The sequence below is a fragment of the Pseudoalteromonas sp. S1609 genome (genome assembly GCF_005887255.1).
In the GTDB taxonomy this organism is placed as follows: domain Bacteria; phylum Pseudomonadota; class Gammaproteobacteria; order Enterobacterales; family Alteromonadaceae; genus Pseudoalteromonas.
The window spans coordinates 25,827-48,699 of sequence record NZ_PNDJ01000030.1 but is presented as its reverse complement, the minus strand read 5'-3'; the positions used below and the strand labels follow the sequence as shown (position 1 = coordinate 48,699).

22 protein-coding genes are annotated in these 22,873 nt (G+C 40.8%); 16 read left to right on the top strand and 6 right to left on the bottom strand.

All coding sequences use genetic code 11. The features are described from left to right. Window positions 1-2,770 (bottom strand): ribonuclease E (gene rne / locus CWB76_RS09065; protein WP_138606985.1); only part of this gene is annotated, 2,770 nt, incomplete at its 3' end. Window positions 2,771-3,545: 775 nt separating this feature from the next. Between rne and rluC the strand changes: the two genes are divergently transcribed. Together rluC and CWB76_RS09055 are read left to right on the top strand one after the other, a co-directional pair. Beyond that, complete coding sequence (rluC, locus tag CWB76_RS09060) at window positions 3,546-4,505, top strand: 23S rRNA pseudouridine(955/2504/2580) synthase RluC (protein WP_054200702.1); 960 nt, start codon at window positions 3,546-3,548, stop codon at window positions 4,503-4,505. Beyond that, window positions 4,502-5,161, top strand: a complete 660-nt coding sequence (locus CWB76_RS09055; protein WP_138606983.1) for an HAD-IA family hydrolase — start codon at window positions 4,502-4,504, stop codon at window positions 5,159-5,161. Before rluC ends, CWB76_RS09055 begins: the two co-directional genes overlap by 4 nt. Window positions 5,162-5,165: 4 nt before the next feature. Here the strand turns inward: CWB76_RS09055 and CWB76_RS09050 are convergent, their stop codons facing one another. Then, on the bottom strand, window positions 5,166-5,771 hold the full coding sequence (locus CWB76_RS09050; RefSeq protein ID WP_138606981.1) for a Maf family protein: 606 nt from the start codon (window positions 5,769-5,771) through the stop codon (window positions 5,166-5,168). Window positions 5,772-5,902: 131 nt separating this feature from the next. Here CWB76_RS09050 and yceD point away from each other — a divergent pair, with 131 nt between their 5' ends. The 14 genes from yceD (at window position 5,903) to CWB76_RS08980 (ending at window position 17,792) form a co-directional block, all read left to right on the top strand. Further along, window positions 5,903-6,427 carry a 23S rRNA accumulation protein YceD gene (gene yceD / locus CWB76_RS09045; RefSeq protein WP_008109862.1) on the top strand — a complete coding sequence of 175 codons (525 nt, stop codon included), beginning with the start codon at window positions 5,903-5,905 and terminating at the stop codon, window positions 6,425-6,427. Between the two features lie 9 nt (window positions 6,428-6,436). Then, complete coding sequence (gene rpmF, locus CWB76_RS09040; protein WP_008109865.1) at window positions 6,437-6,607, top strand: 50S ribosomal protein L32; 171 nt, start codon at window positions 6,437-6,439, stop codon at window positions 6,605-6,607. A gap of 12 nt (window positions 6,608-6,619) precedes the next feature. Further along, a complete protein-coding gene (gene plsX, locus CWB76_RS09035; protein WP_138606979.1) occupies window positions 6,620-7,654 on the top strand; it encodes a phosphate acyltransferase PlsX in 1,035 nt (344 codons plus the stop codon). A gap of 58 nt (window positions 7,655-7,712) precedes the next feature. After that, on the top strand, window positions 7,713-8,639 hold the full coding sequence (gene fabD, locus CWB76_RS09030; protein ID WP_138606977.1) for an ACP S-malonyltransferase: 927 nt from the start codon (window positions 7,713-7,715) through the stop codon (window positions 8,637-8,639). 11 nt (window positions 8,640-8,650) lie between these two features. Next, window positions 8,651-9,397 (top strand): 3-oxoacyl-ACP reductase FabG, encoded by a 747-nt coding sequence (gene fabG, locus CWB76_RS09025; RefSeq protein WP_010389634.1) that lies wholly within the window; start codon window positions 8,651-8,653, stop codon window positions 9,395-9,397. 250 nt (window positions 9,398-9,647) lie between these two features. Then, a complete protein-coding gene (gene acpP, locus CWB76_RS09020; protein WP_008109873.1) occupies window positions 9,648-9,884 on the top strand; it encodes an acyl carrier protein in 237 nt (78 codons plus the stop codon). A 269-nt stretch (window positions 9,885-10,153) separates the two neighbouring features. After that, complete coding sequence (gene fabF, locus CWB76_RS09015; RefSeq protein ID WP_138562960.1) at window positions 10,154-11,392, top strand: beta-ketoacyl-ACP synthase II; 1,239 nt, start codon at window positions 10,154-10,156, stop codon at window positions 11,390-11,392. A 68-nt stretch (window positions 11,393-11,460) separates the two neighbouring features. Then, complete coding sequence (gene pabC, locus CWB76_RS09010) at window positions 11,461-12,258, top strand: aminodeoxychorismate lyase (RefSeq protein ID WP_138606975.1); 798 nt, start codon at window positions 11,461-11,463, stop codon at window positions 12,256-12,258. Then, window positions 12,258-13,244: an endolytic transglycosylase MltG gene (mltG, locus tag CWB76_RS09005; protein WP_138606973.1), complete on the top strand. Its 987-nt coding sequence runs from the start codon at window positions 12,258-12,260 to the stop codon at window positions 13,242-13,244. The genes pabC and mltG overlap by 1 nt, the downstream gene beginning before the upstream one ends. A gap of 5 nt (window positions 13,245-13,249) precedes the next feature. After that, window positions 13,250-13,876, top strand: coding sequence for a dTMP kinase (gene tmk / locus CWB76_RS09000; protein ID WP_010389641.1), 627 nt, complete (start codon window positions 13,250-13,252; stop codon window positions 13,874-13,876). Between the two features lies 1 nt (window position 13,877). Continuing rightward, window positions 13,878-14,792 carry a DNA polymerase III subunit gene (locus tag CWB76_RS08995; protein WP_138606971.1) on the top strand — a complete coding sequence of 305 codons (915 nt, stop codon included), beginning with the start codon at window positions 13,878-13,880 and terminating at the stop codon, window positions 14,790-14,792. Between the two features lie 12 nt (window positions 14,793-14,804). Further along, the gene (locus CWB76_RS08990; RefSeq protein WP_010389644.1) at window positions 14,805-15,131 is read left to right on the top strand and encodes a PilZ domain-containing protein; all 327 of its coding nucleotides are present in this window, start codon (window positions 14,805-14,807) and stop codon (window positions 15,129-15,131) included. A gap of 17 nt (window positions 15,132-15,148) precedes the next feature. Beyond that, window positions 15,149-15,928: a TatD family hydrolase gene (locus CWB76_RS08985; RefSeq protein WP_138606969.1), complete on the top strand. Its 780-nt coding sequence runs from the start codon at window positions 15,149-15,151 to the stop codon at window positions 15,926-15,928. 4 nt (window positions 15,929-15,932) lie between these two features. Further along, a complete protein-coding gene (locus tag CWB76_RS08980; RefSeq protein ID WP_138606967.1) occupies window positions 15,933-17,792 on the top strand; it encodes an alkaline phosphatase D family protein in 1,860 nt (619 codons plus the stop codon). A 289-nt stretch (window positions 17,793-18,081) separates the two neighbouring features. On the opposite strand, the gene CWB76_RS08975 is transcribed toward CWB76_RS08980, so the two are convergent. The 4 genes from CWB76_RS08975 to CWB76_RS08960 form a co-directional block, all read right to left on the bottom strand. Beyond that, window positions 18,082-19,398, bottom strand: a complete 1,317-nt coding sequence (locus CWB76_RS08975; RefSeq protein WP_171039609.1) for an O-antigen ligase family protein — start codon at window positions 19,396-19,398, stop codon at window positions 18,082-18,084. Between the two features lie 64 nt (window positions 19,399-19,462). After that, window positions 19,463-20,008 carry a hypothetical protein gene (locus tag CWB76_RS08970; protein ID WP_138606963.1) on the bottom strand — a complete coding sequence of 182 codons (546 nt, stop codon included), beginning with the start codon at window positions 20,006-20,008 and terminating at the stop codon, window positions 19,463-19,465. Between the two features lie 21 nt (window positions 20,009-20,029). After that, complete coding sequence (locus CWB76_RS08965) at window positions 20,030-22,036, bottom strand: bifunctional diguanylate cyclase/phosphodiesterase (protein WP_138606961.1); 2,007 nt, start codon at window positions 22,034-22,036, stop codon at window positions 20,030-20,032. Next, window positions 22,020-22,718: a transglutaminase-like cysteine peptidase gene (locus tag CWB76_RS08960; RefSeq protein WP_138606959.1), complete on the bottom strand. Its 699-nt coding sequence runs from the start codon at window positions 22,716-22,718 to the stop codon at window positions 22,020-22,022. Before CWB76_RS08960 ends, CWB76_RS08965 begins: the two co-directional genes overlap by 17 nt. Between the last annotated feature and the right edge of the window lie 155 nt (window positions 22,719-22,873).

Genomic DNA, 22,873 nt, shown 5'->3' with positions numbered 1-22,873 from the left:
CAGATTGTACTGGTTCTTCAGTTTTAAATGGCTCTTCAGCTTGTACTGTTTCTTCAGCTTGTACTGGTTTTTCAGTTTGTACTGGTTCTTCAGTTTTAACTGGCTCTTCAGCTTTAACTGGTTCTTCAGCTTTCACTGGTTCTTCAGCTTTAACTGGTTCTTCAGCTTTAACTGGTTCTTCAGTTTTTACTGGCTCTGCAGTTTTTACTGGCTCTTCAGTTTTCGCTAATTCTTCTTCAACAATGTTTTGCTCAACTGCATCAGAGGCATCGACAGCCGTTTTGTGTGCTTTTGCTTTTAGCTCTGCTTCATATTCAGCTGCAGCTTGATCAGCAACGGGTACAAACGCAGGCGCTTCATCAGACTTTTCTTGCGCGTTTTCACCTTCAGGGCGACGACGACGCTGACCTGATGCACGAAGATGACGTGGTGAACGACGTGAACGAGTGCGTGTTTGCTCTTGTTCTTCATCTTGTGTTACTGCGTTATCGTTTGAATCAACAACAGCTTCTGCTTGTTCTTTAGCAGGTGCAGGTGCTTTTTCAACAACAGGCGTTTGCTTTTCAACAACAGGTGCTTGCTCTTTCACTTGTGGCTTTTCTTCTTTCACCACAGGTTGCTCAACAGCTTGTTCTATTGTTTGAACTTGCTCAGCACTTTCGTCTTGTACGCGAACTTTTTTGCGTAAATTACGACGTTGACGACGTACCTTAGGCTTTTGCTCTTTTGGCTCAGCATTCTTATCAGGTTTAGGCGCAGTATCCGCTTTTTGAGTTGCCTCTGCTTTTACTTGCGTTTTATCTTCTGTTTTATGCTCAGGACGTTTACGCGTATTTGAATTACGACGGCGCTTATTGCGGTTTTCATTCTTTTCTTGCGTATCGCTTACAGGTGCTGACTCATTTTTAGTTTCAGACTCTGTATTACGTTCGTTGCGTGGTTTATTACGTGGGTTATTATTGCGACGACGTTGGTTGTTACGACGACGATTATCATTACCACGGTTGTTATTGGTACGCTCTTGAGATTTTTTATCTGTAGACTCTTGTGTTGTTTGTTCACTTTCGCTTGCAAATAACGACTTAATCCATTTGCCAAGTGCAGTAAATAGGCCAATTTCAGCTTTTGCTTCTACTACTGGCGCAGCTTTTGCTGCTGCTTGTGGAGCAGGGCTAGAAGGCATAACGACACCTTTAAGCTTCGGCTCTTCACGTACAGGTGCTGCTGGCGATTTAGACATTTCAAATGCTTCAGGCTCAGGCGCAACAACTTGCTCATAACTTACTGTTTCAAGTGTTTCGTCTTTACGTAAACGCATAACTTCGTAATGTGGTGTTTCCATGTGTTGATTAGGAATAATCACTACATCACATTTATGATGCTTTTCAATGCGGTGAACGCTACGACGTTGCTCATTTAATAAATAAGCGGCAACGGCAACAGGCACTTGTGCGTTTACTTGTGCAGTGTTGTCTTTAATTGCTTCTTCTTCAATCAAGCGTAAAATTGATAGTGCAATTGACTCGTTTGAACGAATAGTACCTTGACCACTACAACGTGGACAAACACCTTGGCTTGCTTCACCTAGTGAAGGGCGTAATCGCTGACGCGACATTTCAAGTAAACCAAAGCGCGAAATTTTGCCAATTTGTACACGGGCACGGTCTGGGCGAGCAGCATCTTTTAAGCGGTTTTCTACTTCACGTTGATGACGTGGAGGTGTCATATCAATAAAGTCGATAACAATTAAACCACCTAAGTCACGTAAACGAAGTTGACGTGCAATTTCATCCGCTGCTTCTAGGTTGGTGTTAAGTGCTGTTTCTTCAATATCACCGCCTTTTGTTGCTTTAGACGAGTTAATATCGATAGACGTAAGTGCTTCAGTAGGGTCAATAACAATTGAGCCGCCTGACGGTAAACGCACTTCACGTTGGAACGCAGACTCAATTTGGCTTTCAATTTGGTAATGCGTAAATAATGGTGTGTCACCTTGATAAAGCTTAACGCGGCTCATAAAGTCAGGACGAAAACGCTCAATGTGCGCTTTAGCTTCTTCAAAAACACGTGGTTTATCAATTAAAATTTCGCCAATGTCACGACGTAAATAATCGCGAATAGCGCGGAAAATAACGTTACTTTCTTGGTGAATTAAGAATGGCGCTTTAGCACTGTCTGCCGCTTGTTGAATGGCTTCCCAGTGGACTAATAATGCTTTTAAATCGTAGTTTAGTTCTTCAAACGATTTACCAACACCCGCAGTACGTACAATTAAGCCCATACCTTTAGGTAGTTCTAAACGGCTTAGCGACTCTTTAAGTTCAGTACGCTCATCACCTTCGATACGGCGAGAAATACCGCCAGCACGAGGGTTGTTAGGCATAAGCACTAAGTAGCTGCCGGCAACACTGATAAAGGTAGTTAATGCTGCACCTTTTTGGCCGCGCTCTTCTTTATCAACTTGTACGATTACTTCTTGACCTTCTTTGATCACGTCGCGAATATTCGGACGACCATGGAAGGTGTAACCTTGCGGGAAGTAAGTACGAGCAATTTCTTTTAATGGAAGGAAACCATGACGATCAGCACCGTAGTCAACAAATGCTGCTTCTAAAGATGGTTCAATGCGTGTGATTTTGCCTTTATAAATATTGGCTTTTTTCTGTTCGTGACCTGGGCTTTCTATATCTAAATCATATAGGCGCTGGCCGTCAACCAGTGCTACGCGCATTTCTTCTTGCTGCGTTGCATTGATTAGCATACGTTTCATAATGTTACTCTACTAGTTTATGTCGCTGACATGACGATGTTTTTCTCGCCTGTTCAGGTGTTCCTATTTTTAGAATGTGCAGCCTCACGACTGGGTCTTTAACGGAACGGCTCTGTATTTTGGTACGCAGTATTTTAAATGCCGGCAAACAATAGGGTGTTATCACACTATTAAATTCTAAAAGGATTCAAATGTGTCGGCTATTTAGCTCAATACACGTTTTATCCAGAAGTTGGCCTGTCATATCAATCTTATTAAATGCATTCATATTAGGTGCGTAGGGCTCTTTAGGTTCAAACCATAGTTTCGTTTTTAAAACTACCGTTATCTATTTTATGAGCAAAAATCGCTACCGATGTTAATGAACGCTTATTTATTAGATTTTTTTAGTTCTAAATAAGCTGCTGTACGGTACTACTACAATATTTGAGCGAATTCTGAACGGCGTGTTGTTACGCCGTCACTATCAGACAAATTATCTGTTCATTGCTTTTACTATCACATTAAAAATCAATTCATGTTCAAACTTAACCTGCAATATATTACGCGCATTGCCGTTAGTTGTGCGCACGTGTTAACTGGGTATGTATAAAAGCTTTGGAAAACTTAACTCGGATCTGTATGATCGGTTACCCAGAATGTGCATCACGAATGTTTTGTTGTGTTAAAAAGCACCGTTGTTATTTGCAAATACTAAATATTTGCGCTGCTGATTATCCCACTATTATAACCGTGTTAGCAACTAAATTATTTTACTTAAATCAGTGATTAGGCAATGTCAGAAAAAACCGGCTTACAAGTAACTTTTGTCACTATCAACGAAGACCACTTAGGTCAGCGTATTGATAACTTTCTTATTACCCATTTAAAAGGGGTGCCTAAAAGCGCAGTTTACAAAATTCTTCGTAAGGGTGAGGTGCGTGTAAATAAAAAACGTATTAAGCCTGTTTATAAATTGCAGCTAGACGACGTTATTCGTATACCGCCAATTAGAGTGTCAGAGCGTGAAGAGTTTGTACCATCAAAACTCGATAAAGTAACGCGCCTCGAAGACGATATATTATTTGAAGATAAATACCTAATTGTTATTAATAAGCCCTCAGGTATGGCTGTGCATGGCGGTAGTGGCTTAAGCTATGGGCTTATTGAAGCATTACGTGTTTTACGCCCAGAAGAGCGCAGCCTTGAGCTTGTCCATCGGTTAGACCGCGATACTTCAGGTTGTTTACTTATTGCTAAGCGTCGCTCAGTGCTGACCGCTTTGCATGAGCAATTACGCGAAAAAACCATGGAAAAAAATTACTGGGCATTGGTAGAAGGCCAATGGGACTCTAAAACTAAAAATGTAACGGAAGGTTTGCGTAAAAATACCCTTAAATCGGGTGAGCGCGTAGTACGTGTTGATAACACGGAAGGTAAACCGTCGCATACTCGTTTTAAAGTGCTTGAGCGTTATAACGATTGTTCATTAGTACAAGCATCCCCTGTAACTGGTCGTACTCACCAAATTCGTGTGCACACTCAGTGCCAAGGTCATGCAATTGCCTGTGATGACAAATACGGCGACCAAGGGTTTGACGAGTCAATGCGTAAACGTGGTTTAAACCGCTTATTTTTACACGCCCATGATTTAAGCTTCTATCATCCGAAAAACGAAACCACTATGCGAGTAGAAGCACCGCTGGATAAAGCACTATCAAGCTGTTTGGTTAAACTTAGAGCAGCAAAAGCGTGAATTTAACGCCGATTAAAAAATATAAGCTAGTGATTTTTGATTGGGATGGCACCATCATGGATTCAATTAGCAAAATCGTTAATTGCATTCGCAAAAGTGCCCAATCACTTAATATTGAGCCGCCAAGCGATACCGCCAGTAAAAATATTATTGGTTTATCGCTTGAAAACGCAATCGCAACCTTGTTTCCTAACTACAGTGAACATCACGAAGCGCTTATTGCAGGGTATAAACAGCAATATGCACTTGATACCACCCCAACACCGGTGTTTGATCACGTTGCACAGGTACTCACTGCGTTAAAAAATCAAGGCGTAATATTGGCGGTTGCCACAGGTAAAAGCCGAATAGGGCTGGAACGCCTTCTAGATGAAAGCCAGTTGCGTCACTTTTTTAGTGCTACGCGAACCAGTGACGACTCTAAATCAAAACCCGCTCCCGATATGCTTTATCAATTGCTTGAAGAGCTAGGGATAAATGTTGATGAAGCGCTAATGATAGGCGACACGCAAATAGATATGGCAATGGCAAAAGCAGCTGGCATGGATAGAATAGGGGTAACCATGGGTGTGCACAACGCTGCGCAACTTAATGAATTAACTCCGATTGCAACCGCTAACAACTATCAGCAGTTGCAAAATATATTACTCGGCTAATCAGTTAATTTGCGCTAGGCACTTGCGCTGCTAATACATCAACACCAAACTCAGCCAATAATTGGCTGAGTTTAATCAGTGGTAAACCAATTAAGCTGTTTGGATCATCACCACTGAGTCTTTCAAATAAACAAATACCCAAGCCTTCACTTTTAAAACTTCCTGCACAGTTATAAGGTTGCTCTGCATCGCAATAAGCACTTATTTGCGCCGTTGTTAACGTTTTAAAGGTTACATTGAATGGCTCAACAATGGTTTTGCATTGCTTAGTATGAATATCGAACACACACAAGCCCGTTAAAAAAGTGACTGTTTGCCCGCTAAATAAGCTCAATTGCTTGATAGCGTTTTCTTTATTGTGCGGCTTACCTAATATTTGACCATCAAATACAGCAACCTGATCGGAGCCAATTGCGAGGCCTTGGTCAAAATGATCGACGGCTGCAGCGGCTTTTAATTCGCTGAGGCGCTTAACAAGCATGGTTGGTGTTTCGTTTTTATGCGGCGTTTCGTCAACATCGGGCGAAAACGTTTCAAACGGCAGATTAAATTTTTGTAATAAAGACTGCCTAAATGGCGAGCTTGAGGCTAATATAAGGGAGTGCTTCATGGCATGTTTTCCTAGCGTAAATCAGATTGAGTTAGGATAAATCAGATCCGTGAGTAAAACACGTGAAAAACAACGTAAAATTGGTTTTTTACTTTGACTAACTTACTAACTATCTATATGATGCAGCCCCTATGCAAAAGGTGAAAATTCCCATCACCCTTCATCCGGGCAAAGCAGCTCAGCATCGTTTAAAGTATGACGGCGTTGTACCGCTTGAGAAACTTCCTCGTTTACGAGGGGTTATCCAGGAAGAAGTAGGTGAAATAGCGGTAAAAATTCATTGCAAAAACGATGAGCAAGGTTTAGTTGTGATTAGTGGCAATTTGTCAACACACGTAACTGTCACTTGTCAACGTTGTAATGGTGATTTAGGGTTGGATTTGGATCAAGACTTTGTGTATTCGCCAGTCGGTTTGGATGCAGAGTCAGATGATCTTCCAGAAAGCTACGACGAAGTAGCACTTGATGAAAATGGTGAAATAGACGTATTTGAGTTAATCGAAGACGAACTTATTTTAGCAGTGCCATTAGTGCCTACCCACAACGAAGCTTCATGCAGTTATACAGCAGAGCCTGCCAGCTTTGGTGTTTTAAAGGCGGAAGATGATAAACCAAATCCATTTGATATTTTGAAACAACTTAAGAAAGATTCTTAGGAGAAGACTATGGCTGTACAAAAAAGCAAAAAGTCTCGTGCAAGACGCGGCATGCGCCGTTCACACGATGCGATCAGTGGTCCAACTTTAACTGTAGACCAAACATCTGGTGAGACTCATCGTCGTCACCATGTGACTGCAGATGGTTACTACAAAGGCGTTCAAGTAATTTCTAACTAAGAGATTGCTTATATGCTGACTAATCTAACCATAGCGTTAGATATGATGGGGGGCGATTATGGCCCCCGTTCATCTATCCCCGCAGCCGTTCGTGCGGTAAATGCTAATGCCAACTTAAAACTCATTTTATGTGGCAACGAGCAAGTAATAGCTAAACAACTAGAATCACTCGATTCACTTTCTCATCCCAGATTAATTATTCGCCATTGTAACGATGTTGTTACCAATGCCTGCGAACCCGCTGTCGCTGTACGCTCAAAAAAAGATTCCTCCATGCGAGTTGCCCTTGATTTAGTTAAATCGGGTGAAGCGCAAGCCTGTGTTAGCTCTGGCAATACAGGAGCGCTATTTTTTATGGCGCATTACGTATTAAAAATGCTTCCAGGGGTGAAACGTCCCGCACTTATCTCTGCTGTACCTACTGAACGTAAAAATCCCGTTTACTTACTCGACTTAGGCGCTAATGTGCATTGTGATGCGCAAATGCTGTATCAGTTCGGCATTATGGGCTCTGTGGTTGCAGGCCAAGCACTTGGCTGCGATAACCCTAAAGTGAGTTTATTAAATATTGGTGCTGAAGATATAAAAGGCCATGAAGAAATTAAGCAAGCCGCACAATTAATGCAACAAAGCGAGCTGATTAATTATATTGGTTACAGTGAAGGCAGCGATATTTTTTCTGGCAAAGCCGATGTTATTGTCTGTGAAGGCTTTGTTGGTAATGTTGCACTTAAAACCTGTGAAGGCATTGCTAAACTTATCATGAAAAAGTTTACCCGTGCCCTCGAAAAGCACGTCGTTTACAAGTGTATGGCGTTTATGTTGGCGCCAATCATAAAAAAACTCTATAAAAGAGTGAACCCCGACCAGTATAACGGCGCTTCTCTGGTAGGATTGCGCGGTATTGTTGTTAAAAGTCATGGAAATGCCTCAGCTAAAGCATTTCATGCCGCAATCGACGAAGCAGTGAAAGAAGTAGAACGTCAACTTCCAGATAAAATAGCTGCTATTTTCGAAAAAACACATTCTAAAGACACGGCGGTTTAATAACAGTTAACGTGCCGTGTTACACATTATTTATTTTGTTTAATTATAAGAGCAAATTATGGCACAAAAAATTGCACTTCTTTTTCCAGGTCAAGGCTCGCAAACTGTGGGTATGTTACAAGAGCTACTAGCGAGTTCTGACATAGTAAAAGCTACATTTGCAGAAGCTTCAACCGCACTTGGTTACGACCTAGCAGACCTTGTACTTAACGGTCCAGAAGAAAAACTAAATCAAACACACCGTACTCAGCCTGCACTATTAACCGCAAGCGTTGCTATTTATCGTCATTGGTTAGCTGCAAATCCAGATGCTGACGTCGTTATGGCAGGTCACAGCCTGGGTGAGTACTCAGCTTTAGTATGTAGCGATGTGATCAGTTTAAGCGAAGCCGTAAAATTGGTTGAAAACCGCGGTTTATACATGCAAGAGGCCGTACCTGCTGGTGTAGGTTCTATGGCCGCAATTATTGGTTTAGGCGACGATGAAATTAAAGCCGCTTGTGCAGCATCTGCACAAGGTGAAGTGGTTTCTCCAGTAAACTATAACTCGCCTGGTCAGGTTGTTATTGCCGGTCACAAAGATGCAGTTGATAGAGCCTCTGTTGCTTGTAAAGAAGCCGGAGCAAAACGTGCACTGCCATTATCGGTAAGCGTACCGTCGCATTGTGAACTAATGAAACCAGCTGCTGAGAAATTAGCCGCCGATTTAGCCGCTTTAACATTTAATACACCTAAGTGTGATGTAATCAATAATGTTGATGTAAAAGCAGAAGGTTCAGCTGATGCAATTAAAGAGGCATTAGTGCGCCAGCTATATAGCCCAGTACGCTGGACCGAAACGGTTCAAGCACTGGTTGCACAAGGTGTAACGCAAAGTTATGAATTTGGCCCTGGTAAAGTACTAACCGGGCTTGCAAAACGTATTGATAAAGCGATGGTGTGTGGTTCAGTTAACGACCTTGCATCAATCGATTCAGCTAAATAAGAGTATATAAAATGAGTAATTTATTTTCTTTAGAGGGCAAAGTTGTCCTGATCACTGGCGCTAGCCGTGGTATTGGTAAAGCTATTGCAAACACATTAGTAGCGCAAGGCGCAAAAGTAGCGGGCACAGCAACAAGCGAGTCGGGTGCGGCTAAAATTAGTGACTACTTAGGTGATAACGGTAAGGGCTATGCGTTAAACGTAACGGATCCTGCATCGATTGAGGCGACATTAGCGGCAATTAAAGCCGATTTAGGTGATATTGATGTATTAGTAAATAATGCAGGTATTACGCGCGATAACTTATTAATGCGCATGAAAGAAAATGAGTGGGACGATATTATCGATACCAACTTAAGTTCTATCTTCCGTTTATCTAAGGCCGTACTTCGCCCAATGATGAAGAAAAAGAACGGCCGTATCATCAATATCGGCTCTGTAGTGGGTACTATGGGTAATGCGGGTCAAGCCAACTATGCAGCAGCTAAAGCGGGTGTTATCGGCTTTTCTAAGTCACTAGCGCGTGAAGTAGCTTCTCGTGGTATTACTGTAAACGTGGTAGCACCTGGTTTTATTCAAACAGATATGACCGATGATTTGACAGATGAGCAAAAAGCAGCAACGCTTGCAAACGTACCTGCGGGTCGTTTAGGTCAGCCAGATGAGATTGCAGCTGCAGTATGTTATTTAGCATCTGACGCCGCTGCGTATGTATCAGGTGAAACTTTGCATGTAAATGGTGCGATGTACATGGTTTAAGTTCGCAATGCGAATTAAATAAACTATAAATTGCATGCGGGTTTGCTAAAAAATATTGAATTTTTCGCAAACTTGCTTTAAACATACTTGAAATCGCTGTGAAAATAAGCGATAAAAGATAAAATAAACACTCAAGAGGTTTGACCAGCAAATTATTTATGGTCAAAAGATTGAATCAGAGAATTATCGGACGTAAACTACGCCGCAATCTGAAAATAACGCATTGGCGTTTTTAATAAAGGAAAGAAGAATGAGCGATATCCAAGAACGCGTAAAGAAAATTATCATCGAACAGCTAGGTGTTAAAGAAGAAGAAGTTAAAAACGAAGCTTCATTCGTTGATGACCTAGGTGCAGACTCTCTTGATACTGTTGAATTAGTAATGGCTCTTGAAGAAGAGTTCGACACTGAGATCCCAGATGAAGAAGCTGAAAAGATCACTACAGTACAATCTGCAATCGATTACGTTACAGCTCACGCTGAGTAATTAATCGCAAATTAAGGGCAGCATTCGCTGCCTTTAATCTTTATATCCAAACCACCTCAAAGTCCATGATTCAATTCCAAACTCTCACTCATCATCAGCAATTAAATTGTTATTGCTTAGCGTTGATTATTGGTTTGAGACTCGCACTTTGAGGTAGCTTGGGTATGATCATCCCCAATACTAATAACATAACTAGCAACAGCGTTAACGCTGAAATAAACTGAGCTAAGTTAATTGGTATAATAATAATTCCTTATTGGAGGCAAACCGTGGCTAAACGTCGTGTCGTCGTAACTGGCTTAGGAATGTTGACGCCGCTAGGCAATGATGTTCAATCAACCTGGCAAGGCTTATTAGATGCTAAAAGTGGTATTCAAAATATTACCCACTTTGATACATCAAAATTTGGTACTCACTTCGCTGGTTTAATCAATGATTTTGATGCATCGGCTTACATGTCACCAAAAGATGCTAAAAAAATGGATTTATTTATCCAGTATGGCATTGCAGCGGGTGTTCAAGCTTTTCAAGATTCTGGCCTCGAAGTCACTGAACAAAACGCAACACGCATAGGTGTCGCGGTGGGTTCAGGCATTGGTGGCTTAACCCTCATTGAAGAAAACCACATAAAATTATTAAACAGCGGCCCACGTAAGTTATCGCCGTTTTATGTACCGTCTACCATTATTAATATGATCTCGGGCCATTTATCGATAATGCACGGCTTACGTGGTCCTAATATTTCAATTGTAACGGCATGTACTACAGGCCTGCACAACATTGGCCATGCCGCTCGTATGATTGCCTACGGCGATGCCGATGCAATGGTTGCCGGTGGCGCAGAAAAAGCCTGTACACCAATTGGAATGGGTGGTTTTAATGCCGCACGTGCGCTTTCAACGCGTAATGACGATCCACAAGCAGCGTCTCGCCCGTGGGATAAAGACCGTGATGGTTTTGTACTTTCTGATGGTGCCGGTGTGGTGGTTGTTGAAGAATACGAACACGCGAAAGCACGTGGCGCTAAAATTTATGCAGAACTTGTTGGTTTTGGTATGAGTGGTGATGCGTACCACATGACCTCACCACCAGAAGATGGCGCAGGTGCAGCTTTGGCTATGGAAAACGCATTAAATGATGCGCAAGTAAATGCAGAGCAAGTTGGCTACATCAATGCACATGGTACGTCTACTCATGCGGGCGACAAAGCAGAAACGTCAGCGGTTAAAACTATTTTTGGTGATTCAGCTAAGGATGTAATGGTAAGTTCATCTAAATCTATGATGGGTCACTTACTTGGAGCGGCGGGCTCTGTTGAGTCGATAGTATCTATTTTATCGTTGACCGAGCAAAAAGTGACGCCAACGATTAACTTAGATAATCCAGACGAAGGCTGTGATTTAGATTACGTACCGCATACAGCACGTGACGCTAAACTTGATTACGCTTTGTGTAACTCATTTGGGTTTGGTGGTACTAATGGCTCGTTACTGTTTAAAAAGGTATAATCTTTTTTAACAACGAACGACAATAAGAACCCAGTTGTTTAACTGGGTTTTTTTATGTGTAAAAAAATATGCAAACAATAATAACAGCAAGTGAAACCAGTAATATAAGCACCCGTGATAGGGGCTTAAATTATGGCGATGGCTTTTTTACCACTGCAATGGTTACTGATGGACAAGTTGAGCATTGGGCTTATCATAAAGCACGTTTAATTGAATGTGCGCAGCGTTTGGGCTTTCCTGCACTTGAGTTTAATGCACTAGAGTCGCAGATCACTCAGCTAATAGCATCACATCCTCAAGCGGTCCTTAAAGTCGTGATAACACGAGGCGAGGGCGGGCGAGGCTATGCGCCACCAAGTGAATGTAATTTAAACATTATTGTGAGTGTTTTACCTTATCCAGATCATTACAACAGCTTAACAGATTCGGGAATTAGCTTAGCTATTAGCCCGATTAAGCTGGCCGTTCAACCTCATTTAGCTGGACTTAAAACTTTAAATAGGCTTGAACAAGTACTGATCAAAAATGCCCTACAAACTCAGCACAGCGATGATGCGTTAGTGCTTGATTACAACAACAATGTAATTGAAACTTCAGCAGCTAATATTTTTGCAATAAAAAATAATAAAGTATTTAGCCCAAGGCTCGATGAATGCGGTATTAAAGGTGTTTTTCTGCAATCTTTATGTGATAAATTAACCGTTGAATTTAAAACTGTCAGCGTTGATGACCTTACCCAAGCAGACGCCGTATTTTTATGTAACAGCTTAATGAAAATTGTGCCCGTAAAAAGTATAGGTGAGCACTGTTTTGATATTGCGCATAGTCAATCATTACTAAACGAGTTATTAGCCAAGGAGGCTTAGTGTTAAAAGTTATATTATCAGTATTACTACTGGCTTTTTTTAGCTCTGTGATTGGCTACCAGCAATTACAAGCAACCATTCAAACGCCATTAAAGGTAGCCACTAACACCCAATTTAAAGTTGAAAAAGGCACCGGTTTTAATAAGTTATGTCACCAATGGCAACAACAGCAGTGGCTTGAAGATTGCTGGCGGTTTCAAATATTAGCTAAACTCGACCCAACCTTGACCGATTTAAAAGCGGGTTTGTATGAGTTGAGCGCAGATAGCGTAATAAACAACATAAAAAAAATAAACCAAGGTGAGCAAATTAGTTTTAGCTTTACCATTATTGAAGGTCAAGCACTTAGAGATGTATTAAATACGGTAAAAATTGCTCCACATTTACAAAACGATTTAAAACTCGAACAGCTTGGCGAGCAAATAATCGGCAAGCAAACTCACCTTGAAGGGTGGTTGTTTCCCGATACCTATCATTATCATAGTAACGACAGCGCGAGTAGTTTATTAAAACGTGCTGCGCAAAAAATGCAGCAAACACTGTTAGAGGCATGGCAGCAACGGGCAAGTGATTTACCTTACGACACCGCCTATGAAGCACTGATCATGGCTTCAATAATCGAAAAAGAAACCGCGCTTGCCAGTGAGCGCCCGTTAATTGCTTCAGCGTTTATTAATCGCTTAAATACCAATATGCGCTTACAAACCGATCCAACCGTAATATATGGACTAGGCGAAGATTTTGACGGCGATATCAAACGTAAAGACCTAAGGAATTACACGCCGTATAATACCTATCGTATTAACGGATTACCGCCCACACCCATTGCCATGCCCTCTAAAGAAGCCATTTTAGCGGCGGTAAACCCGCCCAAAAGCGAGTATGTTTACTTTGTAGCCAAAGGCGATGGTAGCCATCAGTTTTCAACCACATTAAAACAACATAATGCGGCGGTTAACCAGTATATTTTAAATAAAAAGAATTAGTGTTTATGAAACCAAAATTTATAGTTATAGAAGGCCTAGAGGGCGCGGGTAAATCTACCGCCATTGCCCTGTGCCAAGACTTTTTAAATCATCACCATGTTGATTTTATCAATGTGCGCGAACCCGGTGGAACACCACTGGCTGAATCGTTACGTACTTTAGTAAAAGCAGAACACCAAGAAGAAATAGCTTTTGAAACTGAGCTGCTAATTATGTATGCCGCGCGTTCACAACTAATGCATAATGTGATCAACCCAGCGCTTGAACAAGGCCAGTGGGTATTGGCTGATCGTCACGATTTATCGTCACAGGCGTATCAAGGCGGTGGGCGAGGAATTAGTGCAAACACGTTAGCGTCGTTATCGTCTATGGTGTTAAAAGGTTTAAAACCCGATTTAACTATTTACTTAGATATAGACCCTGTTATTGGCCTTGAACGTGCAAAAGGCCGTGGTGAGCTAGATAGAATTGAGCAAGAAGCCATTGAGTTTTTTCAGCGCACCCGTATGCGTTACATTGAGCTTGCAAATGATGACGACAGCATAAAAACAGTTGATGCCAACCAAAGCATCGATAAAGTGCACCGTGATATTACCAATGTACTACGCACGTTTTTTTCAGGGTTAAAATAATATGGCATTGCCGTGGCTTAATGAGGTAGAGCAACGCTTAACTCAAAGCTATAAAGCGCAACGTTTTCATCATGCGCAACTGTTTTGTGGGCCCATTGGGGTTGGCAAATTTGAACTAAGTGAGCAACTCGCAAACAGTTTGTTATGCCAAAATACGCAAGCACAGTTAAGTAGCCCCACTAGCGTACTAAGACCTTGTGGGCAATGCAAAAGTTGCTCATTAAACTTAGCGGGTACACACCCAGACAAACGCATTACCCAAGTAGAAGGGCAAAGCATAGGTGTTGATGATATTCGCGGCATAAGCGATTTTATGCACCAGTCCGCGGCTCAAAATGGCAATAAAGTAGCGATTATTCAAAACTGCGAAAAAATGACCACCGCAGCCGCTAATGCGTTATTAAAAACCCTTGAAGAGCCAAGTAATAGCCGGTTTTTAATTTTGACTACCAGCCAAGTGGCGCAGTTACCAGCGACTATTTTAAGCCGTTGTGCTAAAACCGAGGTTAAAGTAACTAATAATCAATTAGCTCAACAATGGCTTAGCTCTCTAGATGTGCCTAATTATCCGTGGTTGTCGTTATTTTATAGCCAACCACTACAAGTGAAGCAGTGGCAACAGCAAAATCAGCTTGAAAATATTGATACACTTTATAAATTTGCAACTGAGTTTAAACAAAGCCATAATTTCAATGCGTTAGTCGATATAATAAATAAACAGCCCGAGCTTGTTCGTATTTTTACTTTATTTTTAAGTGAGCAGCTCAAACAACAGCTTTTAAATGGCATGAGTTTTGACTCTTATCAAGTAGCTCAGCAAGCACTGAATGATTTTTTACAGAATAACATACAAATACTTGGGTTAAATTTACCGCTTGCGGTATCACGACTAGCGTATACATTACGTAACCAATAAAAAGGACTAGATATGCAAGAGCTATTAGTAGATATAGACGACCTTGATGAACTATATCGCTGTTACATGCCTTTTTTAAAAAAAGGTGGGTTATTTGTACGCACCAATATGCGTTATGAACCTGGGTATTCACTTGCCTTACGCGTTACCTTACCTGACGCGCTAGAAGATGACGTGGTAACCGGAAAGGTTACGTGGGTCACTCCACAAGGCGCTCAGAGCTCAAATCCACCGGGGATCGGTATTAGCTTTTTAGATGACAAAACCAATCTAAACGCGAAGATCGAAAAACTGCTGGGGACTATGTTAAACTCCGGCAATCCAACTTATACCATGTAGTAAAAACAGGCCTTATTTTGATTGTAGATTCTCATTGCCATTTAGACCGCCTTGATTTTGATAAACTTGATTTAAACCTAGACCAAGTACTTGATAATGCCCGCGCTAAAAAAGTAGAGCACTTTTTATGTGTCAGTGTCACACTTGATCAGTTTCCCAATATGCTAGAGCAAATTAAGCATTACGATGACGTGTCTGCGTCATGTGGCGTGCACCCGCTAGATCAAAAAGACGCACTCAACAAACAGCAATTAATTGATTTAGCCTCACACGACAAAGTAGTAGCCATAGGTGAAACTGGGCTTGATTATTACTATGCAAAAGATACTCATGTAGTGCAACAAGCGAGTTTTGTTGGCCATATTGAGGTAGCTAATGAATTACAAAAGCCACTTATTATTCATACCCGTGATGCGCGTGCCGATACCATTAATTTAATGCGTGAGCACAAAGCAGAAAATTGCGGTGGGGTACTTCACTGTTTCACCGAAGATTGGGATATGGCCAAAAAAGCCATTGATATGGGCTTTTATATCTCTATTTCAGGCATTGTGACCTTTAAAAATGCGGTAGAGCTTAAAGAGGTAGTAAAGCAAATTCCTCTCGAACGACTGCTTATTGAAACCGACTCGCCTTATTTAGCACCAGTCCCATATCGTGGTAAAACTAATCAGCCAGCGTATGTTGAAGACGTGGCTTATTACATTAGCGAACTCAAAGGCGTTAGCTTTAACGAGTTGGCAAAAGCCACTACTGATAACTTTTACTCTTTATTTAAATTAGCAGCTAAAGGCTAACCTCATGACGACTCTCTCGGTGCAACACCCGCTGTTAATTATGGGGCCCATGGTGCGCCGAGCAGAAAAAGCTGCAGTTTGTATTCAGTTTGCTACTTCAAAGCCAGTAAATTGCCGTGTAGAGCTAATTGGCTACGAGTGCTATAGCGAACAAGACACCATAAGGCTAGGGGAGCATTTATTCTTACAGTTTGTGGTAATTAAACCTATAAACAGTCAGTTCCCGCGCGATACATTATTATCATACCAACTATTTTTTGATGACACCCCTGTTGATTTATCAGCATTTAGCTTTAACAATCAGCCATTACCTGAATTTGTGATCCCCAAAAAACTAACGCAAATATTACATGGCTCGTGCCGCAATGCGCATCATCCTGCAAAAGACAGCCTAGTAAGTTCAAGCCATTGGCAAGCCTTTCAGCGAAGTAATGAACAGCAGGGGGCACAGTTATTATTGCTTTCGGGCGATCAAATTTATGCTGACGATGTAGCTGGCCCCATGTTATTAGCGATACATCAGCTAATTAAGCACTTGGGTATTTATAAAGAGCAGCCACTTGATTTAGATTTACCCGCTGAAATTGCAGAACAGTTGTATGGTCGCCATTACTTGTTGCCAACTACCTCATGGAAAAACCGCTCAAAACTAGGTATTGGCTATTGGTTAAAAAAGGACGAACCGCATTTTTCTAGTGTAAAAGCGTATAATCATCTGATTCATTTTGAAGAGTTCATAGCACTGTATTTACTCAATTTTAGTAGCCAAGCATGGCAATACATTGACCTAAATAACTTAAGTTACCCAGGTGGTAACGGAAAAAATCAAGCGCTATTTAATGCAGAAAAAACCGCATTAATCGACTATGCACAAGGTTTAGCAGAGGTAGAGCGATTGTTTGCCAATGTATCTACCTTAATGATGTTTGATGACCATGATGTAACCGATGATTGGAACCTCACCGCAGGGTGGGAGCAAGCCATTAATCAAAACCCCAGCAGCAAGCGTATTGTAAATAATGGCTTAGCGAGCTATTGGTTGTTTCAGGGAATGGGCAACGACGCACTGCAAAAAACCGGATCGTTACTTGGCCCTTTTAACGACTGTTTAGCCGGCGATATGCAATGGCAATTTAAAGCGTTTGATAAGCACCTTAACGATTTTAACCATTGGCATTACGAGCTAATGACCATTCCTAAAGTGGTGGTGCTCGATACCCGTACGCATCGTTGGCGTAATGAGCAAAACTTTAATGAACCCTCAGGCTTACTTGATTGGGAACGTCTCACAGAGCTAGAAGAAAGCCTATTAAGCCATGACCAAGTAATTATTGTATCGCCTGCTCCCGTGTTTGGGGTTAAATCGATAGAGGCAATTCAAGCGGTGTTTAATATGTGTGGGCAACCACTGATGGTTGATGTAGAAAACTGGATGGCCCACGAAGGCTCAGCCAAAAAGTTACTCAACACCTTTAGGCGCACCGACACCCCAAACGAAACGCTGATTTTATCGGGCGATGTACACTATTCGTTTTGTTTTTCAGTGCAAAAGCGTTTTGGCGATCATCCCAACAGAATTTGGCAACTGACAGCCAGTGGCATTAAAAATGAGTTTCCACGCAAGCTAATAAATATACTCGACAAGCTCGACTCTATTTTATACGGCCCCAAAAGCCCACTTAACTTTTTTACCAAACGCTGGCATATGGAAGTAGACAAACACCAAACTAAAGGCAAAGGGCAAAAGTACTTAGTAAGCGATTCAGCGATTAGCTTAGTCACGCTTGAAGCGGGTAATTTAGCAAGGTACCAACTAATCCACGGCGACGGCCACACCACCGAATTTGATTTAGAAGAGCAGTGATTTAATACAAGAATTAGGTCGATATTATTGCCAACTTGTAGCAGCGGCTTCATGTCGCGTCATTTTATAATGTCGCTAGCGACGGGCGACGGGCGACGAGTTTCGAGTTACGGGGTAAATATCCAAAAGCGCAGCGTCTCTTAACTCTCTTTGTTTATAATTTCTTTGCGCGGCATAAAGCCCCGCCTACAATAAACCGCTATGTTACCCTTATTCGTAGGCGGCAGTTTACCTCGCGCATGTTTAAAGTATGAGGGTATTAGGCTCGTAACCCGCTCCCCGCAGCCCGTTAACTTCGTCTTTTTTTAATCCGTTTTGGTGCCGGTAACTTATTGGTTAATATAGCTAAACATAACACCACTATAAACAACATCGAGTTTGCGCCGGCTTGTAAGGAGTAATCAACCGACGAATGTAGCATCATGGCTACTATGGCCGTAGCACAACCAAACGCCACCCCCTGATAAAGCGCCGTCTTACGCGTTCGCATAGTATTAATACATAACCACAAACAATAAAGCACCAGCAGTCCTAATAACGCTGTGGCAGGAATACCTAGCTCAACTGCAAATTGTACATAATCGTTATGCGCATTGTCGTAGTAGCCAGAGTAGGGCTCAGATTGATACGCAGGAAACGCAGTATAAAAAGTACCGCCACCAGAGCCCAATATTGGGTTATCTAAAATCAGTGGAATGGAGTCACGTACAACTTCATCTCGTGTTTCTGATTGCAAGCTGGTTTCGCTAATACGTTGTTTTACTTTCTCTACATCGAAAATAGCACCAATAATGATTAAATCAATAATGAAAAAGCTCACAATCAGCAATTTAAAGGCTTTAGGCTTTTGCTTATAAACAAAAAGCGCCAGTAAGCTCACTATAATTAAGGCTATAAAAAAGGCCGAATTACCCATGCGGCTACGAGTTAAAATAAGCGCCACAATAATTATAATTAGGGATATACGTAAAATTATTTTAGAGCTCAATAATACTTCCGCCCAAGCACGTAATGTTTGCTTTAAAGTAGGTTTATAGCCGTTGTTAGTGCGTTTTAGTTCGCTAATTAAAACACCAATGCCTAAACATAGGCACAATGCTAAATAGTTAGCTAAAAAGTTAGAGTAGGTAAAAGTACCAATTGCACGATCTGTATGTTTGTAGCCAAATAAAGGGCTTACTATATCGGGAGATAAGTTTAAATAACTAGCGTACAACGCCTGAAATACACCGGCAAAAATAACAGCATAAATTAACTTTTTAATTCGCTCTGCACTATTGCAGTAGTTAAATATTAACCAGCTCAGCATGATTAAAAAACAGGTTTTTAATAACATTTGTTTAGTTTGAAATGCATCAACACTCACGCCAAACAGCTGTATACAACAAACTAAAATAACTGCACTTAGAGTAAAAAATAGTGGCCAAGAATAGCGAGGCGGAAATAGCGGTTGGGTGTTATTTAACACACTGTGGGTAAGATGGGTAATAAAGGTAAAGCTAGTTAAAATGCCAATAGCTAAAATTGCCCAAGGTCGGTAACTACCTAAAGGAAGAGGAAGTAGAAATAGGATCAAACAAATTAAAAAAAATATAAAACGATTCAAAATAAACTCAAACAAAGTAAAAACGCAGCCAATAGGCTGCGTTTAAATATACTTATGGTAAAAACTAGTTACCGACTTCAGATATACCGTTATCACCACCTGTACCACCAGAGCCTGGAGGTGTTGGTAATGTTGGTAAACTGCCTACTGGCGGAGCAGGTTGACCTACACCAGGGCCTGCAGCGGTCGCTTCAGAAGCGGTGGTTGCATCAACACCTGCAGTAATTGCAGCAAGTGTAATTGCATCAGAGTCTAAACCTGCAGCCGTAAGTGCAGCTAAAAAGTCAGAAATTAACGGGTTATCTGCACCAAATTGGGCAACAACAGCTGCAACCATCGCATCAATGTCTGCAGCGCTACACGCGGCATTTAGTAATTTCTCTTCTAATTCAACTTTTTCTTTGTTTTTACAAATACGTTTAATAGCTTCCACTAAGTCTTCGCGTAATTGCTCAGATGAAGTATCTGCGGTAACGTTATTAAGAATATCAATAATGTTATTTATGCTCACTTCTTGAACCACAGCATCGTTATCCGTTTGTGCATGGGTTGGAAGAGCAGTAAGAGCTGTTGCGCTAGCTACTAAGCCAGCTAAAAGTAATTTTTTCATTTCTCGTCCCTAGGTTGAGTTTTAATTGCAAAATTTTAGCGCATCGGCGCAAAAAGTAAACTCTTTATTTACGCCATTTTCATTAGATTTAATAATTTTTGATGGTGACAGTATTAAATTACCTTGTACCCCATCACATCCCAAGGATTCGAGTATCTCTAACGTTTCAGTTTTTTCAATTAAACAGGCTAAAACTTTAATACCAAAACCATGACAAATATTATTAACTGTTTGAATATAAAACTGGCTTTGTGGGTTAGTTACTAAATCTTGAATATAACTACCATCAATTTTTACATACTCAATATCAAGACCTTGTAAATACCTGAACGACGTTAAGCTAGTGCCAAAGTGTTCAATACATACATTAATACCCAGCTCTTTAATTGCATCTATATGTAACGAAGCTACGTGCACATTATAGAGCAAACCAATTTCATGCAGTTCGAATACAAGGTTTGTTTTGATAACGGGTTTAGTGTGCGAATAAAGGGTGAGCCATTGTATAAAGTCAGTTGAGTACAACGATGCCTTGCTAATATTAAGTGCAAATACATCATTAGGGTAATGTTCTTTTATATCTACAAAGCTTCGTATAATTTTTTTATCGAGTTCTTCGGTTAAATTTAACTTTTCAGCCATGGCGAATAAGTGACCATTATTTACTTTTTCACCCTCATGAATAAAGTGGGCAAATACTTCAAAATAACATTGAGAGTCAGTTTTATTAGCTTGCTTTACGGGCTGCACCGAAAAGCTGACTTCACCAGCATTTATAATCGACTTAATTAAAGTACGCCATTGGTTAACACTAAATAATGATTCTTTATCGGCATTATCTAATGTAGCATCTTCGCCAATAGTGCAACTAGTATCAAGTAACGACAACACTTCACCCAAGGCAGCGCCTTGATCAATCCCAACTATGGCTAAATTAGCGTAACCATTAATGTGTGAGCTATTTTCTTTTTGACTTAACTTATCACTCACATCTAAGCGAGCTTTACTTAAAAATAAAACATCATACGGGGCCAATAAAACGAACGTTCCGCCGTTGAGCCGAAATAAAGATGAATTTGGTAACTCATCAGCAAGCTGTTTAAGTATTTTTGCTGCATCAAGCACATGCTGATCGCCATCTTGATAGCTTACAACTTGGTTAATATTATTTAACGAGGGCAGGGTAAGCATCATTGCGGTAATGGGTGTATCGTCAGTAATATTATTAACAACTGAATTAAAGTGGTTTTCAAACGACTTGCGGTTACCTAACCCTGTTAACGAGTCTATGTATACCTCTTCTGTAAGTGCTTGAGTTTGTTTTGTTAGTGAATCAAACGTACTTTGTAGGTTTAAAACCATGTTATTAATGGCTTGCGTAACAGTGCGAAGTTCTCGAGCAACCGGTATTTCTTTATTTAAGGTAAAACGCTTTCGTGTTACTAACATCGCTTGGTTTTCAACTGCTTGTAGTGGCTTAAATACCGCACGTAATATTAAAAATGCAATTGCCAGCGAAGCTGCTAAGAGTAAAAACGAACTATATAAGCTGCGCAAGGTGTGCTGCCACAAGGTTAAATACGATTGCCCAGTATGACTTGTTACATCAAGAGTGCCTGCCATCATCCAGCCATTATTTATTTCAGAGTGCATACTTGGTGCACTTAGTTCAACAGCACCTATAAACCAGCTAGGAACAGACTCTACACGCTTAGGGTTTTGTAATTCAAAAACGATGTTGTTTTGCACGTCAGTAAATTTAATTTGGCTATAGTAACCAGAGTCAAAAATAGCGGTTGCCATCGTCTCGGCAATCATTAGGCTGTTGTCTTCTAAATAAGGAGAGATAGAAAGGCCTAAACTGGTAGCGGTATCTTGCGCGTGGCTAGCCATTTGCGTTTGTAAGTAATTACGGGTTGTATCAACATCGGTAATAACGCGTACACAAAACGAAATTATCGAAATTAAAATGATCAAGCCATATACTTGAGTCTTTAAACTCAATCCATATTTAAAGAGTCGAGACATAACTACTAGTTCCTTTATTGTTATCGTTGGCGGGCGCAAGCTCACCTTGTTCAATTCGCTCAAGCATGGTGTTCCAAGCAGAAACACCACGACTATTTTTAACCTTATTACCTAACCCTTTCGACTTGGCTAACCATAAACCTTGGCCATTAAAACTATATATAGGTTTTAAATCACCACGGTTACTGGCAGGTACCAATTTTGTATTGAAATTATCAAGTACTAGCGGTATTTGATTAGGTTGTTCAAAGTATATAAGCACCATGTGAGGTTGATTAACCGTACGCTGGCGTACATACATAAAGCGTATTTTTTCTTCAGGGATTCCTAAGGCTATTAAAGTAAAATACTTTGCAATAACATAGTCTTCACAGTCACCCATACCCACCCCCAAGCTTTCTAGTGGCGTGGCCCAATAATCTTTTTTTTGCCAAAGCTCGTCATCGGTTTTGTACTTTATATGCTTATTAAAAAAGTCATTAACTAAATGAATTTTTTGCCATTCGCTTTTGTCGGCAGAGTCATCTATAAAACTCAGCCAGTTTTTTATTCTTTGGTGGCCAGCATCACCATAAAACTGTTTGGCACGGGTAATTATATCGCTATTACGCAAATGTAAAAGCATGTCTTGTGCACAAGCAAAAAAAGACACTAATATAATGATGCAAATTCCTACCCGCACAAAGCCCATCCCTAAAAAATTAACGCAGTAATTATATTCCCATTGAAACTAAAATGATAGGTTATAAAAAGTGCACTCATTACGCCTGCAACATTTAGTTAACACAAAACAATCTAAAAGGCTGCTTTTTTGTATTGAGCGAATTTATCTGGTGT

What these genes read in the sequence shown, in the direction of transcription:
- rluC (WP_054200702.1), top strand. Translation starts at nt 3,546, where the DNA reads ATGTCAGAAAAAACCGGCTTACAAGTAACTTTTGTCACTATCAACGAA.
- CWB76_RS09050 (WP_138606981.1), bottom strand. Translation starts at nt 5,771, where the DNA reads ATGAAGCACTCCCTTATATTAGCCTCAAGCTCGCCATTTAGGCAGTCT.
- yceD (WP_008109862.1), top strand. Translation starts at nt 5,903, where the DNA reads ATGCAAAAGGTGAAAATTCCCATCACCCTTCATCCGGGCAAAGCAGCT.
- rpmF (WP_008109865.1), top strand. Translation starts at nt 6,437, where the DNA reads ATGGCTGTACAAAAAAGCAAAAAGTCTCGTGCAAGACGCGGCATGCGC.
- plsX (WP_138606979.1), top strand. Translation starts at nt 6,620, where the DNA reads ATGCTGACTAATCTAACCATAGCGTTAGATATGATGGGGGGCGATTAT.
- fabD (WP_138606977.1), top strand. Translation starts at nt 7,713, where the DNA reads ATGGCACAAAAAATTGCACTTCTTTTTCCAGGTCAAGGCTCGCAAACT.
- fabG (WP_010389634.1), top strand. Translation starts at nt 8,651, where the DNA reads ATGAGTAATTTATTTTCTTTAGAGGGCAAAGTTGTCCTGATCACTGGC.
- acpP (WP_008109873.1), top strand. Translation starts at nt 9,648, where the DNA reads ATGAGCGATATCCAAGAACGCGTAAAGAAAATTATCATCGAACAGCTA.
- pabC (WP_138606975.1), top strand. Translation starts at nt 11,461, where the DNA reads ATGCAAACAATAATAACAGCAAGTGAAACCAGTAATATAAGCACCCGT.
- tmk (WP_010389641.1), top strand. Translation starts at nt 13,250, where the DNA reads ATGAAACCAAAATTTATAGTTATAGAAGGCCTAGAGGGCGCGGGTAAA.
- CWB76_RS08995 (WP_138606971.1), top strand. Translation starts at nt 13,878, where the DNA reads ATGGCATTGCCGTGGCTTAATGAGGTAGAGCAACGCTTAACTCAAAGC.
- CWB76_RS08990 (WP_010389644.1), top strand. Translation starts at nt 14,805, where the DNA reads ATGCAAGAGCTATTAGTAGATATAGACGACCTTGATGAACTATATCGC.
- CWB76_RS08980 (WP_138606967.1), top strand. Translation starts at nt 15,933, where the DNA reads ATGACGACTCTCTCGGTGCAACACCCGCTGTTAATTATGGGGCCCATG.
- CWB76_RS08970 (WP_138606963.1), bottom strand. Translation starts at nt 20,008, where the DNA reads ATGAAAAAATTACTTTTAGCTGGCTTAGTAGCTAGCGCAACAGCTCTT.
- CWB76_RS08965 (WP_138606961.1), bottom strand. Translation starts at nt 22,036, where the DNA reads ATGTCTCGACTCTTTAAATATGGATTGAGTTTAAAGACTCAAGTATAT.